15 protein-coding genes are annotated in these 17,010 nt (G+C 69.8%); 13 read left to right on the forward strand and 2 right to left on the reverse strand.

The annotated features are described in order from the left end of the window. The first annotated feature begins 15 nt into the window (after window positions 1–15). The 9 genes from ACQP03_RS21210 to ACQP03_RS21250 all read left to right on the forward strand — a co-directional run bounded on the left by ACQP03_RS21210 (window position 16) and on the right by ACQP03_RS21250 (window position 12,242). Entirely contained in the window at window positions 16–4,230 is a 4,215-nt protein-coding gene (locus tag ACQP03_RS21210; protein WP_433458087.1) for a HEAT repeat domain-containing protein, read from the forward strand. A 78-nt stretch (window positions 4,231–4,308) separates the two neighbouring features. Continuing rightward, window positions 4,309–6,108, forward strand: a complete 1,800-nt coding sequence (locus ACQP03_RS21215; protein ID WP_357392460.1) for a RyR domain-containing protein — start codon at window positions 4,309–4,311, stop codon at window positions 6,106–6,108. Next, window positions 6,098–6,610 carry a hypothetical protein gene (locus ACQP03_RS21220; protein WP_357392459.1) on the forward strand — a complete coding sequence of 171 codons (513 nt, stop codon included), beginning with the start codon at window positions 6,098–6,100 and terminating at the stop codon, window positions 6,608–6,610. Before ACQP03_RS21215 ends, ACQP03_RS21220 begins: the two co-directional genes overlap by 11 nt. A gap of 126 nt (window positions 6,611–6,736) precedes the next feature. Further along, window positions 6,737–7,225 (forward strand): hypothetical protein, encoded by a 489-nt coding sequence (locus ACQP03_RS21225; protein ID WP_357392458.1) that lies wholly within the window; start codon window positions 6,737–6,739, stop codon window positions 7,223–7,225. Window positions 7,226–7,497: 272 nt separating this feature from the next. Further along, window positions 7,498–8,751 (forward strand): MFS transporter, encoded by a 1,254-nt coding sequence (locus ACQP03_RS21230; protein WP_433458089.1) that lies wholly within the window; start codon window positions 7,498–7,500, stop codon window positions 8,749–8,751. Window positions 8,752–8,952: 201 nt separating this feature from the next. Next, the gene (locus ACQP03_RS21235; protein WP_433458091.1) at window positions 8,953–10,146 is read left to right on the forward strand and encodes an MFS transporter; all 1,194 of its coding nucleotides are present in this window, start codon (window positions 8,953–8,955) and stop codon (window positions 10,144–10,146) included. A gap of 217 nt (window positions 10,147–10,363) precedes the next feature. Further along, window positions 10,364–11,071 (forward strand): SDR family oxidoreductase, encoded by a 708-nt coding sequence (locus tag ACQP03_RS21240; protein ID WP_357124924.1) that lies wholly within the window; start codon window positions 10,364–10,366, stop codon window positions 11,069–11,071. 206 nt (window positions 11,072–11,277) lie between these two features. After that, entirely contained in the window at window positions 11,278–11,844 is a 567-nt protein-coding gene (locus ACQP03_RS21245; protein ID WP_357124921.1) for a DM13 domain-containing protein, read from the forward strand. Continuing rightward, a complete protein-coding gene (locus ACQP03_RS21250; protein WP_357392454.1) occupies window positions 11,787–12,242 on the forward strand; it encodes an alpha/beta fold hydrolase in 456 nt (151 codons plus the stop codon). The genes ACQP03_RS21245 and ACQP03_RS21250 overlap by 58 nt, the downstream gene beginning before the upstream one ends. Window positions 12,243–12,597: 355 nt before the next feature. Here the strand turns inward: ACQP03_RS21250 and ACQP03_RS21255 are convergent, their stop codons facing one another. Continuing rightward, the gene (locus tag ACQP03_RS21255) at window positions 12,598–12,834 is read right to left on the reverse strand and encodes a 2TM domain-containing protein (RefSeq protein WP_357392453.1); all 237 of its coding nucleotides are present in this window, start codon (window positions 12,832–12,834) and stop codon (window positions 12,598–12,600) included. A 143-nt stretch (window positions 12,835–12,977) separates the two neighbouring features. Here ACQP03_RS21255 and ACQP03_RS21260 point away from each other — a divergent pair, with 143 nt between their 5' ends. The 3 genes from ACQP03_RS21260 (at window position 12,978) to ACQP03_RS21270 (ending at window position 15,801) form a co-directional block, all read left to right on the forward strand. Continuing rightward, window positions 12,978–13,775, forward strand: a complete 798-nt coding sequence (locus ACQP03_RS21260) for an alpha/beta fold hydrolase (protein WP_357124913.1) — start codon at window positions 12,978–12,980, stop codon at window positions 13,773–13,775. A gap of 259 nt (window positions 13,776–14,034) precedes the next feature. Beyond that, entirely contained in the window at window positions 14,035–15,219 is a 1,185-nt protein-coding gene (locus ACQP03_RS21265; RefSeq protein ID WP_357124910.1) for an MFS transporter, read from the forward strand. 60 nt (window positions 15,220–15,279) lie between these two features. Further along, entirely contained in the window at window positions 15,280–15,801 is a 522-nt protein-coding gene (locus ACQP03_RS21270; RefSeq protein WP_357124906.1) for a monooxygenase family protein, read from the forward strand. Window positions 15,802–15,933: 132 nt separating this feature from the next. On the opposite strand, the gene ACQP03_RS21275 is transcribed toward ACQP03_RS21270, so the two are convergent. After that, complete coding sequence (locus ACQP03_RS21275) at window positions 15,934–16,470, reverse strand: tetratricopeptide repeat protein (protein ID WP_357392452.1); 537 nt, start codon at window positions 16,468–16,470, stop codon at window positions 15,934–15,936. 149 nt (window positions 16,471–16,619) lie between these two features. Between ACQP03_RS21275 and ACQP03_RS21280 the strand changes: the two genes are divergently transcribed. Then, window positions 16,620–17,009, forward strand: a complete 390-nt coding sequence (locus ACQP03_RS21280) for an OsmC family protein (protein WP_357392451.1) — start codon at window positions 16,620–16,622, stop codon at window positions 17,007–17,009. Window position 17,010: the final 1 nt, after the last annotated feature.

The following is a 17,010-nucleotide window of genomic DNA, read 5'->3' on the forward strand; positions in this document are numbered from 1 at the left end:
TGGAGTTTGCCGTTCATGAAGGTCTACATTTCGGCCACCCAAAAGGACTTGCTGGAATACCGCGCTGCCGTGCACGCCGTGGCTCGCCGTCTGGAGATCGACGACGTGGCCATGGAGGCGTACGGCGCCGACATCCGGCCGCCGCTGGAACGCTGCCTCGCCGACGTGCGCCGGTGCGACCTCTACGTGGGGCTGTTCGCCTGGCGGTACGGGTTCCGACCGCCGGGCCAGGAGTCCTCCATCACCGAGTTGGAGTACCGGGAGGCGCTCGCGGCGGGAAAGCCGTGCCTGGTCTTCCTGCTCGCGGAGGACACACCCTGGCCGGTCGACATGATCGACCGCGATGCCGACTGGCAGCAGATCGTCGCGTTGCGCCGTGAGCTCAAGGAGCGCCACCTCTGCGCCTTCTTCTCCGGCGTGGACGACCTCACCGCCAAGGTGACCGCCGCACTGGCCGACGTACGCAGTGGCAGATCCCCGGCGCGCGAGCCGGCCGACCCGGACACTCATCTGCCGACGGTGGTGCGCAATCAGTACTACAAGCAGTTGTCGCTGCGATACCACGCCGTCTCGGTGGACGCCGTCTCACCGCGTCCCACCATCGGCTACCTCACCGTCGGGCTACCCAACGTGTTCGTGGAGCCCCGCGTCCACGAGGACGCGCGACCCGAGATGCCGCTGGCGTGGTGGCGTTGGGCCGGGTCCACGCCGGGCGGCGACGTCGGCGGGCTGCCCGGGGTGGTGAACCCGGAGGAGGTGGAGCGGCTCTGGGAGGAGTACGCGGCAAAGGACGAGCTGTCGTTGTTCGACGTGGTGTCCGACCCGGGGCGGCGCACGATCGTGCTGCTGGGCGACCCCGGCTCCGGCAAGTCCGCGGCCGCGCGGTACCTGGCGCTGACGCTGGCCGGGGTCTGCGTCGAGCCTCGACTGAGTGCGCTGGACCGGTACCTACCCGTCCTGGTCGAGCTGCGCTCCTACGCCACCCATCACGGGGACGGCCGGTGCGACGGTTTGCTCGACTACGTCGGCCACCGCCACCAGCAGGGGCTGGCCGGTATCGACCAGGACGTGCTGGAGGCGTACCTGCGCCAGGGCGGCCAGGCGCTGTTCCTCTTCGACGGCCTGGACGAGGTCTTCGACCCGGCGCAGCGGGAAGAGGTGGCTGCGCAGATCGCCACGTTCGCCAACGAATACCCCGGGGTGCTGACCGTGGTCACGTCGCGGGCGGCCGGCTACCAGCGGCACACGTTCGCCAACGCGGGCTTCGACCACTTCACTCTGGAGGATCTCGACGACGAGCAGATCGCGAGGTTTCTGGACAACTGGTACCGCTACGTGATGCCCACGTCGGCTGCGGAGGCGGAGCGGCAGCGGCGGCAGATCCTCGACGTGGTGAGCAGTTCCCGGGCGATGCGCGAGATCGCCGGTAACCCCCTGCTGCTGATGCTCATGGCGATCGTCGGGCGGGGTCACCCGCTGCCGCGCAACCGACGCCGGCTCTACGCGCACGTGACCGACGTACTGATCTCGGAATGGGATGTGACCAAGCAACTGCGCGAGAGCCACGGCGACGTGCCGTCGCTCGACCTACAGGCGAAGCGTCGGCTGCTGCGTCGCCTGGCGTACTGGATGCAGTTCCGCGAGTCCGGCCCCGCCGGCAACTACATTGAGTCCGACGAATTGGCGCGCATCTTCCGCGACAACCTCGTCGAGTTATACGGTTTCGAGAATGAGCGGGCGCTCGCCATGGCCTACTCGATGATCGAAAAATTGCGGCAGCGAAGCTTCATCCTGGAGCGTTACGGCCTACGACTGTTCGGGTTCGTGCACCGCGCGTTCCTGGAGTTCTTCTGTGCCGAAGAGATCGTGGACAGATACGAGCGCGATCCGTCCGCCGCGGGCCTCGATCATCTGCGTTCGTTGTTTCGCGGGCGCTGGGCCGAGCCGTCGTGGCGGGAGGTGCTTCGCCTGGTCGCCGGCGCCCTGCCCGCCCGGGTCGCCAACGAGCTGGTCACCCTGCTCGCCACCGAGGCCACTCAACTGTGGCCGCCGCTGAACCTGACCGGGCCGCCGTGGAACCTGGTGCTGGCGGCGCAGTGCGTGGCCGAGGCGCCGCAGCCCGCCGAACTGGCCGGTGCGGGCGACGCCCTGCTGCGCCAGGTCGTGCGTCTCATCGAGCATGGCATCTCCGCCGACGACCCGAACCTGGTGGATCTCACCGAGCAGGATCTGCTGTCCTCCATCCGGACTCTCGGCCCGGGTTGGCCCGGCCGGGAGGTCTTCCTGCACTGGTACCGCCGCCGCGGGGTCCGGACCAGTTGGCGATCCGGCTCTCCCTTCGCCACCAGGATCGCGGCGGTGCTGTCCACCGCCGAGGAGCAGATGGAGGACCTGCTCGTCCGGGAGCTGGGGCAGGGCCGCGAGCGGCAGGCGCGCCTCACGTTGGTCGCCGGGCTGGCCGAGGCCGCCGGCCGCATCGAGGCCACCGGCGGTAACAGTGGCCGATGCCGGGACATCCTGCTCGCCCAGGCGCAGGCCGAGGTCTCCACCGCGGTACGGCAGGCCGCCGTACGCGCACTGGTCGCCCACCTCGGCGCCGGCCTCGAATTCGTGGAGGTGCTGGGCGACCTCGCCAACTCTCCCGATCTCGCGGTGCGGGCGCTGGCCGTGCAGTCGCTCGGCACCCGGTCCGAACTCTCCGACGACGTGCGTCAGGTGTTGGCCAGGGCCACCGGGGACACCGCCGTCGCGGTGCGGCGAGCCGCCGCGGGAGTGCTCAGCACGCGCTGCGCCGACCTGCCGGACGCACCCGAGACGATGCAGCGCCTGCTGGCGACCGACACCGATCCCGGTGTGGTGCAGTGCGTGCTGAAGCGTCTGCTGGCTCTGCCGGAGTACGCCGAGACCGCACGAGCCACGGCGTTGCGGCGGATCACCGGCGACTCCCCGGACGAGGTCCGACGCTGCATGCTGACCGGGCTGCTGCCGGAGCGACCCGGTCCGGAGGACACCGAGCTGTTGCTCAAGCTGGCCTGCTCGGACACGTCCGCCCGGGTGCGCGCGGTCGCCGTACAGCGGTTGGCGCTCGTACCCGATCCGGAGGGGCGCTGCCGGGCGCGGCTGATCGACCAGATCGAGCAGGACGAGGAGTCCTCCGTACGGGCCGCCGCGGTCACCGCCCTGATCGACCGGGACCGCGCCGACGACACCGGGTGGACGGTGGTGGCCCGCTCTGCTCACGTCGACGAGGACGCGACGGTACGCCTCGCCGCGGTGCGCGCGCTGGCCGAGGCCTACCCCGACCACCGCACCGGGGAGCTGCTGCTGGAGAGCGCTCGACGCGATCCGACCGCGAGCGTCCGGCTCGCCGCGGTCGAACTGCTCACCGGGCGACCGCTGTTCGGCCACGCGACCCGGGATCTGCTCATCAGCCGCGCCTCCCAGGAGCGGGACCCGATCGTCCGGCTACGGGTCACCCGTAGCCTGGCCCGCCTCGCCGACCCGCCGGACCTTGAGGTGCGGGAGTGCCTTGCCGAGCAGGTCAGTCGGGACCCCGACCCGAACGTGCTGTGCGCCGCCGCCCAGGCGCTCGCCCGCCACGGCGACGCCCCGGGTCTCATCGAGACACTGTGCCGGCGGGCCCGCCGAGACAGCTACGTCGGCATCCGGTTGGCCGCCGTACAAACCCTCTGTGCGTACGGAAGCCCGGAACTGGTGACCGACGTGCTGCTGGAATGCGTCGAGTCCGACACCGACCCGACCGTGTTCGACGCGGCCGTACGCTGTCTGACCCAGCGGGGTTCGGCATCCATGGCGGTGACGCTGCGGCTCATGCGCCGCCTGTCGGACCAGGACCCGGCGATCCGCGCCCGCATCGCCGCCGCCCTCGGCGAGCACTTCGGCACCGACCCGGAGGTGCAGGTGCTGCTGGTCGGGCTGGTCCGCGACGATCCGGCGCTGGAGGTTCGCCGCCGGGCCGTGGAGCAGCTGGGTGCCAGTCTCGCCGGTCGCACGGGGGTACGGGACCTGTTGCTGCGGCTGGCCGACGACGATGACTGGGAGATCCGCCGGACCGCGCTGCTCGCGTTGACCCGGCACTACGACGGGGACACCCGGACCCGGGAGGTGCTCGTACGGCTCGCGCATCAGGAGGACGACGGCGCCGTGCGGCGGCTGGCCGGGCAACTGCTGGCCACGCTGCCCGACACCCGACCCGACGACTTTCCGTAGCCGAACCGGGGCCGTCGGTGCACACCCGCGTGCGCGTCGAGCGACAGCCCGATCGACCTCGTCAAATACCATGGACTCATGACGGATCCGGTCGCCGGCTCGTCCCGCCCGACCGGCTGGAGTCTGCGAGTCCTCTTCGGCTTGATCGGGCTGGCTGCCCTCGTCCTCGGCTATGTCGGCTTCGAGCGCCTGCTCCAAGCCCGTCCGGACGTCGCCCACGATCCGTACGACGTGCTCTACTACGACCTGCAACTCTTCGTCTTCGGCGCCGAACCCTTCCAGAACGCCGGCCCCTACCCGTGGCAGCTGCAGGTCGCCCGGTTCGCCGCCCCGCTGTTCACGCTCCTCGCCGTGGCCGAGGCCAGCCGGCTGCTGTTGGCCGCCGAGAGTCGCCGCCTGCGCGCCCGGCGGGCACGTGGTCACGTCCTGGTCTGCGGCGACTCCCAGTTCGCCCACATGCTCGCCGACCGGCTCTTCGCCGACGGTGAACGTGTGGTGGTGGTGCGCTCCGAGCCGTTCGGGCCGCTGGAGTACCGGCGGCGCCGGTACCTCGGCGTGGTCGGCGACCCGACCAGCCCCGAGGTGCTGCGCGGCGCCGGACTACCCCGAGCCCACACCATCTACGCCTGCAGCGAGGACGACGACCGCAACCACGCGATCGCCAACACCGCCAACCGGCTCATCCAGGAACGACGACAACCACCGCGGGTCTACATTCTGGTTCACGACGCGGAGATGTGTCTGTCCCTGCAGGCCCGACGGCTCGGCGCCGCCGGTTCCAGCCGGCTGCGGCTGGACTACTTCCACGTCGACGACGTCGCCGCACGCGCGCTGCACCGGCACCACCCGCTGCCCGGCGCGGGAGTCCGACCAACGAGGATCCTGATCGCGGGCACCGGCACCTTCCGCCGGGCGCTCCTGGTGGAGACCGCCCGGCACTGGCGTGCGTTCCGCGCCGACACCCCCGGGGGCCACGCCGCGCCACCCCTGCGGGTGGACGTCGTGGCACCGGATGCCGGTTCCGAGATCGCGCTGGCGTCCTCGCGTTACCCGTTCCTGGCCACCGTCTGCCAGATGACCGCGTACGACCTGGATCTCGACGGCGTCGTCGGTCTCGGCCGCGACCGCTACGACCGCATCTACGTGTGCGCGCCGGACGAGATCAACGGCCTGCAGTTCGTGCTGGACACGCCCGCCCTGTGGCAGGGTGCCGAGAGTGCCGTGTTCGTGCCCGTCTACCGGCAGGCGGCGCTCGCCGCGGCTTTTCACGGCGACTCCCGGCACGACCTGCTCGACGAGGTGCACGGCAAGCTCCGCCTCTATCCGGTGCTCGCCCACGCCTGCGACGCCCGGCTGATCGCCGAAGATCTCACCGAGCGGCTGGCCCGGCTGATCCACGAACGGTACGTCCAGGCCCAGCAGCGCGCCGGGGTACGACTCGGCGACGCCTCGGCGATGGTGGACTGGTCACGACTACCCGAGTCGTTGCGGCGGGCCAACCGGGCCTACGTCCAGGACATCGCCGCCAAGCTGTTGGATCTCGGTTGCGTCGTGGCGCCCCGGCACGGCGGCACCGTTGACGCCTCGGCCGCCGGGCAGGCCATCGACGACGGGATCGAGGAACTCGCCCGCCTGGAGCACGAGCGGTGGTGCCGGGAACGGCGCGGGGACGGTTGGACGTACGGCGACCCGCGCGACGACGCCCAGCGACGGCACCCCGCCCTGCGGCCGTGGGACGAGCTGCCGTCCCACGTACGGGAGCAGAATCGCGAGGGGGTCCGGGCACTGCCTGACGTGCTGTCCGACAGCGGGTTCGAGCTGATCCGGTTGGCACCCCCGGTGCCCACTCAGCGGACAGGCCCGACGGATGCCGCCTGACCTCGACCCGGTCCGCGTCGGCGTGACCGGGCACATCAACCTGACCCGCGACACCGAACTGCTCGTCGCCGCCGCGCTCCGCGTCGAGCTGGGCCGGATCAGCGACCGGCCGGTACACGGCGTGACCTGCTTGGCGGCCGGCGCGGACCAGGTCTTCGCGCGCACGATCCTCGACCTGGGCGGCACCTACGAGGTGATCCTTCCGGCCCTCGACTACCGGCGCGCGGTCATCAGGCCGGAGAATCGGCTGGTCTTCGACGAGCTGCTCGACCGGGCGGTAGCGGTCGTCCACACCGGACACGACCGCTCGGACACCGCAGCGTACGTGGTCGCCAACCGGGAACTGGTCCGACGGGTGCAGCGACTCGTGGCGGTGTGGGACGGCAGACCTGGCCTGCACCCCGCGTCGACGGACCGGACCATCGAGTGGGCGCGGCGCCACGGCGTCCCGACCACGGTTCTCTGGCCCGTCGGCGCCCGTCGAACGCCCGTCGAGGGTTGACGAGCCGGTCCTGCTGTCGATCGACGACGCACCGGCTAGAGCCGCCGTTGGCCCGATAACTGGTCCCACCCGATCGACTGCGGCTGGTAGCGTGCGCCGATCATGAAGATCACGGGGGAAACATCGATGAACCGAACTCGACTCGTCCTGACTGGCCTGGCCGTCGGGGCGGCGTTCGCGATGTCCGGCTGCGATCCGCAGCCCGAATCCGAGAGCACCGCGACCGCGCCATCTCCGGCGGCCTCGAGCGCCGCCCCGACCGGCGGTCCGGCCACCACCGCAGCCAGCAGTGCGGCCAACGACGCGGCCACGGTGCAGGCCTGCGCCGACATCAACAAGGACATCAAGGACAACGCCACCAAGATCGCCAAGGCCGAGAAGATCGGCCCGCCGGCCGGGCACTTCGCGGTCAGCGCCCAGTGGGTCGCCGGCTCGGTCGCGATCCTGGCGCACACGATAGGCGCCAACGACGTGGTCACCACCGCCTCCGAGAAGATCCAGAACGAGATGATGGCCCTGAGCGACGCGTACAACAAGTCCGCCGACGCCAAGCCCAGCAAGAAGGCTCTGGAAGCAGCCCTCAAGGAGTTGGACTCCGCCTGCTCCGCCGCCTGACCGGTTCGACTACCGATCGGCGGTGACCCCCACTCGGACGGTCACCGCCGATTCGCATGTGATGCGACCTCCGGCACCCGCATCAGCGGCCGCTGAACAACCCACGGAGGCCCACGCGACGAACGGCGGGCCTAACCAACTGCCGGCGCAGTGCTATGGCCTGTTTCCGAAGGGCGTTCGAGATGCCCCTCAACGGTGCGGTGGGACCGTGGGTCGGAACGGCGGCTGGGGGGTAAGTCCCAGCAGATGGCGTAGCGGGAGGAGCAGCGACGGTGGCCCGAGAGGGGATGACGCTCACCGATGCCGGCGCGGACCAGCGCGATACCGGCGGCGAGCGGAGCAATCTGGTCCGATATTCGCTGCTCGCCTCACTCGCCCGGCTGGCCGACGAGGGTGCCCGCGTGGGGCTCGTCCTGCTCGCCGTCGAGACCACGCGGAGCGCCGGGTTCGGCGGCCTGCTGGTCGCTGCGCTCATGGTCCCGCACGTGGTCGCGGCGCCGCTGGTCGGCGCGGTGGCCGACGCCACCTCCCGGCGCAAGGTGTTCTACAGCGGTGCGCTTCTGGTGTACGCCACAGCGCTCGCACTGACCGCGGTGGCCACCGGCTCGTCTCCCCGATGGGTGGCCGTCGCCGCCGCACTGGCTGCCGGTTGCGTCGGCCCGTTGCTCAGCGGCGGGCTCACCAGCCTGCTCAACGAGCTCGTCCCCGGGCGCCTGCGCAGCGCGTACGGCATCGATTCGACCCTGTACGGCCTGGCGGGCATCGTCGGACCGTCGGCGGCGGCGGTGTTGGCCGGCGCGTTCGGCGGCCGGATCGCGGTATTCTGCCTCGCCGGCTCGGCCGCCGCCGCCTCGTTGCTGCTGTGGTCGCTGCCGTTGGCGCGACGCGAGCGCTCGGAGAGGTATCACCTGCGCGGGGCCGACTTCCTCGCCGCCGCCAAGGTCATCATCAGGCGGCCGGCCCTCGGCTCGGTCACGCTGGGCAGCTGCCTCGGGCAGCTGGGCGCCGGCGCGCTACCGGTGACCGCCGCGCTGATGGCGCAGCGCGTCCACAGCACCTCGCTGACCGGTGTCATCCTGTCCCTCATCGCGCTGGGCGCGCTGGCCGGATCACTGCTGTATGTGTACTTCCCACTGCGCTCGTGGCTGCCCGAGAACGTCATCCTCGTCTGTCTCCTCGCGACTGCCGTCCCGTTCGCCGCAGCCGCCGCGTTCCACACCACCCCTGCCGTCTACCTGCCTGCCTTCGCGATCAGCGGCCTGATCAACGGCCTGATGTTCTGTTCCCTGCTGGTGGTGCGTGGCCGGGAGGCGCCACCCGAGCTGCACACCCAGGTGTTCACCGTCGGCGCTGGCCTGAAGAGCGCGTCCGGCGCCATCGGATCCGCGTTGGCCGGCGGGGCGGCCGGTGCCGGCGTGGCTGTCCTGCTGGGCGGGGTGAGCCTTTGCCACGCGCTCGGCGGGCTCCTGGGCGCCGCGGTACTCCGCGCGCCGCGTCGACGCCCGACGGACCCGGAGAACCAGTGACGGAACGCCGGCATCGGTGGGAGCAGCCGGTGGTCGCCCACTGGTCTTTCGAGGCGCTCGTCAACGACGGTGCTGGACGAGCCCGACCGACGCATCCGCGACGTCGCCTGCTCGACAGGGACGCGGCGCATCTGGCGAAGGAGTGATCACATCAGTCAACCGACGACCGAGGCCGACCCCTCGACAGACCGGCGGACGGCGGTGGCGGCACTCGTTGCGCTCGCCGTGGGGGCGTTCTGCTACGTCGCGATGGAGACGATGCCCGTCGGCCTCCTCCCCTTGATCTCGGAGGAGTTCGGGGTGTCGCTCGCCGACGCCGGGATGCTGGTGACCGGCTACGGGTTGACCGTCGCGATCGTCTCCGTGCCGCTGGCGTACGTCACTCGCCGCGTACCGCGACGGCTGCTGATATCCGTGCTACTGGGTGTCTTCGTGGTGGCGACCCTGCTGTCGGCGGTGGCGGTGGACTATGTGATGTTGCTGGCGGCGCGGGTCGTCGTGGCGCTCAGTCAATCGGTGTTCTGGGCGGTGGTCGGGCCGGCGGCGGCCAGCCTCTTTCCGCAGCGGGTACGCGGCCGGGCCATGTCGACGGTCTTCGGCGGCTCGGCTCTCGCACCGATGCTCGGCGTGCCGGCAGGGACCTGGCTGGGCCAGCAGGCGGGCTGGCGCTGGACCTTCGTGGCACTGGCCGGCTTCGGCCTGCTCGCGCTCGGGCTGGTCGCCGTCCTGATGCCAACGACACCGGTCGGAGCCGCACACGCCGCGACCGGCACCGCGCCGAGCGTCCCGCGCTACTGGATCCTGGTCGCGACCACCGCCCTGTCCATTACCGGACTGTTCACCGCGTTCACCTACACCGCCCAGTTCCTCACCGAAGTGAGTGGCTTTCCCGCAGCGGCGATCGGCCCCCTGCTGCTGCTGCGCGGCCTGGTCAACTTTGGTGGCATCGCGGTCGCCGGTGCCGTGGTCGACCGCAGTCAACGGGGGACCATGGTGGGCTCGCTCCTCGCTCTCGTGGTCTCGCTGGTCGGCCTGTACCTGTTCTCCGGCTGGCAACCGGCTGTAGCCGTGATGCTCGCCCTGTCCGGCTTCGCGCTCGGCGCGCTGACCCCGGCCCTAGAGAACCGGGTGCTGGAGGTGGCTCCCGGCAGTTCAGACCTGGCGTCGGCCGGGAACTCCGCTGCCTTCAACGTCGGTATCGCCGGCGGGGCGCTCCTCGGCGGAGCCCTGCTGTCCGGACCCGGCATCGCCGACACCGCACTGGTGGGTGGGCTGGTCGCCGCCGCTGCTCTGCTGCTCGCACTGGTCGAGCCGCTGATCGCCCGCGACGTTCATCGGCAGCAGGCCACCGAGGGGCCGCGTCGGTACGCCACCAGCCCGCACGCACCGCGGTGAGGAGGAAGCCGGCCAGGCTATCCGGACCCGGCGGAGGCAACCACGTCCTGGCCGTGGGGAGATGGACGGTACGGGTGGAGCGCGGCGATCCGTCGGGCTTCATCAGTCGCTGTGCGGCTGGCCCTGAGCCGGGCGATGCCTCCTGCGGACACGGGCGGCCGTGATTAACCTCGCAGCATTTGCCTCTAACGTCAACGTGAGGTTCTAGCGTGTTGGTATGGAAATCAACGGCTCAACAGCTCTCGTGACCGGCGCCAACCGCGGCCTCGGCAAGGCGTTCGCCGAGGCACTCCTCGCCCGCGGCGCCACCGTCTATGCGACCGCCCGGCGCGTGGAAAGCATCGACATTCCCGGTGCCATCGCCCTCCAGATGGACATCACGGATCCGGCGTCCATCGAGGCCGCGGCGGCCCAGGTGGGCGACCTCGACATCCTCATCAACAACGCCGGCACCTCCACGGACGCCCCGCTGCTCGGGCCCTCGACGGAGAACATCCGCAAAGACTTCGACACCAACTTCTGGGGAACCCTCAACGTCACCCGCGCGTTCGCGCCGAGGCTGGCCGGTGGCGCCATTCTCAACGTCATCTCCGCGTTGAGCTGGTACACCTTCTCCCCCGGCAGCAACGGCTACGCCGCCTCGAAGGCCGCGGAGTGGTCCCTGACGAACGGCATCCGACTCGAGTTGGCCGACCAGAAGACTCTGGTCACCGCCCTGGCGCTGGCGATCGCCGACACGGACATGATGGCCGGCATCGACATCCCCAAGCTCGCCCCCCACGAGGTGGTCACCCAGGCCCTCGACGGGCTGGAGGCGGGCAAGATCGAAGTCATCGCCGACAAGCCCACCGCCAACGTCAAGGCCTCGCTCTCCCGCGACCCCGCCCTCTTCTACGCCGACCTCGCCGGCAACCTCTTTGCGTGACTATCGCAGCGTCACGCAGGCCGGAGTAGACGACCTGGTCAGGGGCGTACGCCCGATACGGGGGCCGGCCTCCGGTGGAGCCGGCCCCCGTATCCGTGACGCCGCAACGGCCCACATCTTCGGCCGGATCGCCCCGCACGTGCCGTAAGCGATCGGTAATCCGGCCCCGCCTGGTCACGATGAGGTCCGGCGGCTTGACTTGAACCGTGACTCGCCGTCTTCTCCGCGCTCCTGTCGCCTGGATCGTCGTTGCCGTGCTCGGCATCGGTGCCGCAGGAGCCCTCTACTGGTTCCAACCGTGGCGGTTGTTCACCGACACGGTCGTGGCGGAGCCCCTCTCCACCGTCCCGCAGCCGTCTCAGTCCGCGCAGCCGTCTCGGTCCTCATCCGACGCCGCGGACGTCCCGGCCGCACCGATCGTTCTCGCAGAGGGAACCTTCATCACCCACGAGCACGACACCAGCGGCACGGTCCGGATGGTCCGCAACCCGGACGGCAGTCACCAGCTGGAGATCGACGGGCTGGACACCAGCGACGGCCCTGACCTACGGGTGTGGTTGTCCGATCAGCGGGTTCGCGCAGGCACCGCCGGCTGGCGGGTGTTCGACGACGGTCGGTACGCGGAACTGGGCAAACTCAAGGGCAACCAGGGCGATCAGGTGTACCGGCTGGCCGCCGGAGTCGACCCGGCGGAGTTCCGCAGCGTCAGCATCTGGTGCAAGCGCTTCGCCGTCTCGTTCGGCGCCGCGGAACTTGCCGCCGTCCCGTCATAGCTGGACGCGTCTGCGTCCTGAGCCCGGAACGATGCCCCCGCTCCGCGATCGACATCCGCGTCGAGATCGGTCGGGCCGTACGGGAGGCGTTATACGGCGACGTCGACGCGGCCACCGCCGATTCCGCCATCGACCTGCTCGCCCCGGCCGCGCCGGTCGGCATCGCGGCCGATGCCCCGGTCGTGACCCGCGAGCGCTACGGCTCGGTACCCAAGACGTACGTGGTCTGCACCAAGGAGAACGCCGTTCCGCCGGCGCCGCAACGACGGCTGATCGCCGAGATCGACGCCGTCTCGACGTCCCCGACCCAGGTGATCGAGCTGGACTCCGCACACTCGCCGATGCTCTCGCACCCGGACGACCTCGCCGCCGCCATCGGATCGGCCGGGCTCGGCTGATCACGGCCCACCCATTGCCCGCTCAGGCCGCGGTGAGCTTCCGGATCGACGGCGAAGCGCCGCGGCCTGAGGTGGGAAGCGCAATCAGGACCGACCGCCGCCCGGCCATACGTCGTAATTGACGGTGGTCCAGGAGATCCCCGGACCGAGGCGGGAACGGCTCGGTGCGCAGAGGCCCGCCCCGCAGGGCTCGGAGAACACCGTACGGATGGCCCAGATCGGTCCGGACGGTCCCATCGGCGGATTCTTCGCCGCTCGGGAAGTCCCCTGGTGACCCGTGCCGGCCCCGAACTGCTCGGCGCGAGCGCCCCGACCGTGAATGGATCACGGACGAACTCCGAGAGGAATGGCGCCGTCAGCGCCCCGGGCGCAGTTGCCAGGAGTTGTGCGAAGTGGACAGGAATCTCCGCACCGCCCAGAAGTGGAACGCCAGCCCGATGCTCCAGGCGACGATCGACCAGACCGGCCAGAAGAATTGGTCCGGGGTGACGAACCACCAGACCACGATTTGGGCGAGGTTGGCGACCACGTACCAGACGAAGTGGATCGCCAAGGCCCATTTGGCAGCGGTTTCGCTCTTCGAGAATGTCATGGCCGCAGACTAGGCCGAACGACTTGACGAACACGGAAATCGCCCGGCAGTCGAGCTGCATTCCCGTTCAGTGTCCGTCAAGCAACGCCTTTTAGGTTCAACCGGAATCTCTTCCGGAAACGACTACTGAAAGGCTCATATCAATGACGACAACCCGCCGAACACTGCTGGCCGGTGCCGCCGCGGCCGCCGCCGGGGCTGCGCTCGGGGCACCCGCCGCACAGGCCCACCCGCGACCCGCCAATCAGCCGAAGCCCACGGTGGTACTCGTGCACGGCGCCTTTGCCGATGCCTCCGGCTGGAACGACGTCGCCACTCGCCTCATCCGCGACGGATACCCGGTCATCGCTCCGGCGAACCCGCTGCGCAGCGTGGCCTCCGACTCCGCGTACCTGGCGAGCGTCCTCGCCACTCTGAGCGGCCCGATCGTGCTCGCCGCCCACTCGTACGGGGGGATCGTCGCCACGAACGCGGCGACCGGCAACCCGAATGTGAAGGCGTTGGCCTACGTGGCCGCGTTCGCGCCCGATCAGGGCGAGACGCTGCTGGGTCTACAGACGAAGTACCCGGGAAGCAAGCTCAATGAGGCGGCGCTGGACTTTCGGCCCTACGAGGCCGGCCTCGTCGACGGGTACATCAAACGGCAGTTCTTCCGGGAGGTGTTCGCCGCTGACGTGCCGAAGGCGACCGCCGAGCTGATGTGGACCGGGCAGCGGCCTGCCGACGCGCGCACTCTCGGGGAGCCGTCGGGCGTACCGGCCTGGAAGAACATTCCTTCCTGGTACCTCGTTGCCCGCAACGACCAGGTGCTGCCTGCCGAGGCGCAGCGGTTCATGGCAGAGCGGGCCGGCGCGCAGGTCCGGGAGGTCAACGCGTCGCACGTCGCCATGATCTCGCAGCCCTTCGCCGCGGCCGAACTCATCAAGCGCGCCGCGCGCTGACGAGGCGCAAGAGAGGGCTGGAGGCCGGCCCTCGACCGGCCAGGGCCGGGCTGGGGGTAGTCCACCAGCTCGGGGCCCTGGTCAGGCGCGACGGGAAGGTCACCTCGGTATTTCCCCGGATCTGCGTCGACCACCGGCCTACGGGCGTGCCCGAACCCCGCTCACACGAGTGAATCTGCGGAGGAACGCGATGCACCAGCAGGCATTTGAGGGTCAGTGTGCCGCCGCGGAGAACCGGCGCGCCTCGACCACACCACCCGTGAGACATCCGAAGCTGACGTTGCTGGCGCTGGCGCTGGGCACCTTCGCGATCGGTACCGGCGAGTTCGGTAGCAACGGCATCATCCAGCTCTTCGCGTCCGACCTGGACGTGTCTATTCCGGTGGCGACGTATGCGATCACCGCGTACGCCCTCGGAGTGGTGATCGGTTCTCCGACGATCATCCTGCTCGCCGCACGAACGAACAGGCGCCGACTACTGATCGGCCTGATCGGACTGTTCCTGGTCGGCAACGGGCTCTCCGCGCTGGCTCCTGACATCACGTCACTCGTCATCTTCCGATTCATCGCCGGGAGCGTGCAGGGTGCGTTCTTCGGCGCGGGAGCTGTGGTCGCCGCCTACGTCTACGGACCGGGAAGGGGCGGCAGGGCATTCGCCACCGTGATGGGAGGCCTGACCATCGCCACCATCGCCGGGTCCCCCCTGGGCACTCTCATTGGTCAGAACGCGGGCTGGCGTGTCATGTACTGGACCGTTGTCGCCGTGGGTCTGCTCGCTGGCGCCGCCCTCGTTGCCTGGCTGCCGCGCACCGACGAACTGCGCGGCAGTTCGGTCGCCAGCGAGTTGCGGGCGTTGCGTCGACCGAACGTATGGCTGATGGTCGTCGTCGCGGCGCTCGGCATCTCCAGCATCTTTGCCGTTTACACGTTCATCGGCCCATTCGTCACCGACGCCGTAGGGCGGGACGCCTCAGTCATTCCGCTCGCACTGGCCGTCTTCGGCCTCGGCATGGCGGTCGGCAACCATCTCGGCGGCCGCGTCGCCGACCGCTCGGCAGATCGCGGTCTGACCTGGGGCTACGGCGGCGCTCTGGCACTCCTCGTGCTGATCGGCGTCGCCGGCAGCAGCCTCGAGGTTCTGCTGCCGTGCCTGTTCGGCGTCGGCGCGACCATGATGTACGCGATCCCCAGCATCCAAGTACGGCTGACCAGCTTCGGCCCCGACGCCCCGACGCTGATGGGTGCCCTCAACCTGGCCGCTCTCAACCTGGCCAACTCTCTCGGCGCGATCGGCGGCGCGATCACCCTTGACGCCGGTTGGGGCACCCTGTCCACCGTCTGGGCCGGCTTCGTCCTCACCACCACCGGCCTGGTCCTGTACGTCACGACCGTCGCCCGACGCAGGCCAGCTCCATGGATGACGGCGCGCTTCATCGCGGGCTGATCGTCAACGACGAACAGCCCTCGCCCCCGCCCACTAGAACTCAGAACGAGGAGATTCACGATGAACACGAGTGTGAATCGGCAAACTGTCGACCTGTCGCCCTACCCGGACCTGGTGGTCGTCTATCTGGGCATGCGCGTCAACCGGCTCTTTGGCCTGCGGACGCTGATGGGTTACGGCCCGCAGATCGGCCGATCCGCCAGCGACAACCCCGAGGGTCTCCTTCGGCATGAGCCCCTGCTGTGGTCGCTGTTCCCGATGCACGTCGGCATTCGGCAATACTGGCGGGACCTGCCCTCCCTGTTGTCCTGGGCCCGTTCGGAACCACACCGGATCTGGTGGCGCAACTTCCTGCGCGACAGCGGCGGTACGGGCTTCTGGCACGAGACCTACCTACTCCGTGGCGGGATGGAGGCGGTCTACGACGACATCCCGAAGGAGCAGGGCTTTGCCGCCTTCGCTCCCGTACACCCCGCACGCGGTCCCCTCTTCAGTTCGGCCGCACGCGTCGGACGCCCCGAGGACAACGCCGCACCGGTCATCAGCGAAGACGAGCTCTACACAGCGGGATCCGGTCAGTAGGCAACACCGTTCCGCAATCGATCGTCACCTCGGCGATCGACCCGTCGCGGTGAGCCGTTCGCCAGGTGGCTGCGGCTCACCGCGGCCGGCGGGCGGTCGGCGTCGGAGCGCGCTTCTCCGCTGCTCGGATCGCTACCCGCTCAGCCTCGCTCGGGCGTCCTCGGCGTCGGGGTGGTCGAGCGCCTCGAGGATGGCCAGCGCCTCCTGCCACGCGAGTCGCGCCTCGGTCTCCCGCCCGCCGACCTCGTGACAGTCGCCGATGTGCAGGAGGATCGTCGCCTCCGGGTACCGATGGCCGAGTTCACGCAGCATGGCCAATGAGCGTTGGTGGCAGTAGCTGGCCTCGTCCTCGTGGCCGAGCTTGTGGTGGGCCTGACCCAGACTGTCCCCGGTGTACGCCTGACCGGAGCGGTTATCGACCGCCTCGAACAGCGCCAGTGCCTCAGTGCAGCTGGCCAGCGCCTGTTCGTAGTCGTCGGCGAGGTAGTGGATCCAGCCGATGTCGTTGCGCGCCGCCGCCTCACGGTCGCGGTCGTTCCCAGCCTGGAACAGTGTCAACGCGCGGTCGGCCTCGGTCATCGCCTCGGGATAGCGGCCAAGCTGGACGAGCACCTCCGAGAGACTGAGGTGGATCCCGCCCTGACGGACGGGGTCGGCATCCGGGCCCAAGTCGATGGCCCGCAGGTAGAGCCGGATGCCGCGGCGACGACCGCCGCGCCTTCTCGGCGGCAGCGGCGAGGGTCGCCGTACCTGGTGGTGATACTGGTGACGGGCAACAATGAGCCGATCGGTTCAGGCGCGGCGGACAGGAGCAACCGATGGAGCAGTTCGCGGTCGTGGTCGGCGCCGGCTCGTTCAGATCGGATGACGTTGGTGCGATCGGGTTCCCTCATCGCTGGACACCCGAGGGCGTCACCGTCGAGGCGGACTTCACCGGGGCGCACCTGTTGCACCTCGCTGCGGCCGGCTGCGTTCTGAACGACGTGTATCGGGAGGCAAACGTACTCGGCATCCGGATCGACGGGGTACGTGTATCGGCGGAGGGAGGCTTCGACCCGCAGACGTGGATATCGAGCGGCATCACCTACCAGGTCGAGGTGAGCTCACCCGCGTCCGGCGACGAACTTGCCACGCTGTTGGATCGTGTCGACGACGTCGCCGAGATACCGCGGGCGATTCGCGCCGGGGCCACGGTACGAAGAGGCTGAC

It is taken from the genome of Micromonospora sp. CA-248212, from assembly GCF_050948405.1.
Lineage (GTDB): Bacteria > Actinomycetota > Actinomycetes > Mycobacteriales > Micromonosporaceae > Micromonospora.

Excerpts from the sequence above, each read along its gene's own strand:
- ACQP03_RS21210 (WP_433458087.1), top strand. The coding sequence starts at position 16 with ATGAAGGTCTACATTTCGGCCACCCAAAAGGACTTGCTGGAATACCGC.
- ACQP03_RS21215 (WP_357392460.1), top strand. The coding sequence starts at position 4,309 with ATGACGGATCCGGTCGCCGGCTCGTCCCGCCCGACCGGCTGGAGTCTG.
- ACQP03_RS21220 (WP_357392459.1), top strand. The coding sequence starts at position 6,098 with ATGCCGCCTGACCTCGACCCGGTCCGCGTCGGCGTGACCGGGCACATC.
- ACQP03_RS21225 (WP_357392458.1), top strand. The coding sequence starts at position 6,737 with ATGAACCGAACTCGACTCGTCCTGACTGGCCTGGCCGTCGGGGCGGCG.
- ACQP03_RS21240 (WP_357124924.1), top strand. The coding sequence starts at position 10,364 with ATGGAAATCAACGGCTCAACAGCTCTCGTGACCGGCGCCAACCGCGGC.
- ACQP03_RS21255 (WP_357392453.1), bottom strand. The coding sequence starts at position 12,834 with ATGACATTCTCGAAGAGCGAAACCGCTGCCAAATGGGCCTTGGCGATC.
- ACQP03_RS21260 (WP_357124913.1), top strand. The coding sequence starts at position 12,978 with ATGACGACAACCCGCCGAACACTGCTGGCCGGTGCCGCCGCGGCCGCC.
- ACQP03_RS21270 (WP_357124906.1), top strand. The coding sequence starts at position 15,280 with ATGAACACGAGTGTGAATCGGCAAACTGTCGACCTGTCGCCCTACCCG.
- ACQP03_RS21280 (WP_357392451.1), top strand. The coding sequence starts at position 16,620 with ATGGAGCAGTTCGCGGTCGTGGTCGGCGCCGGCTCGTTCAGATCGGAT.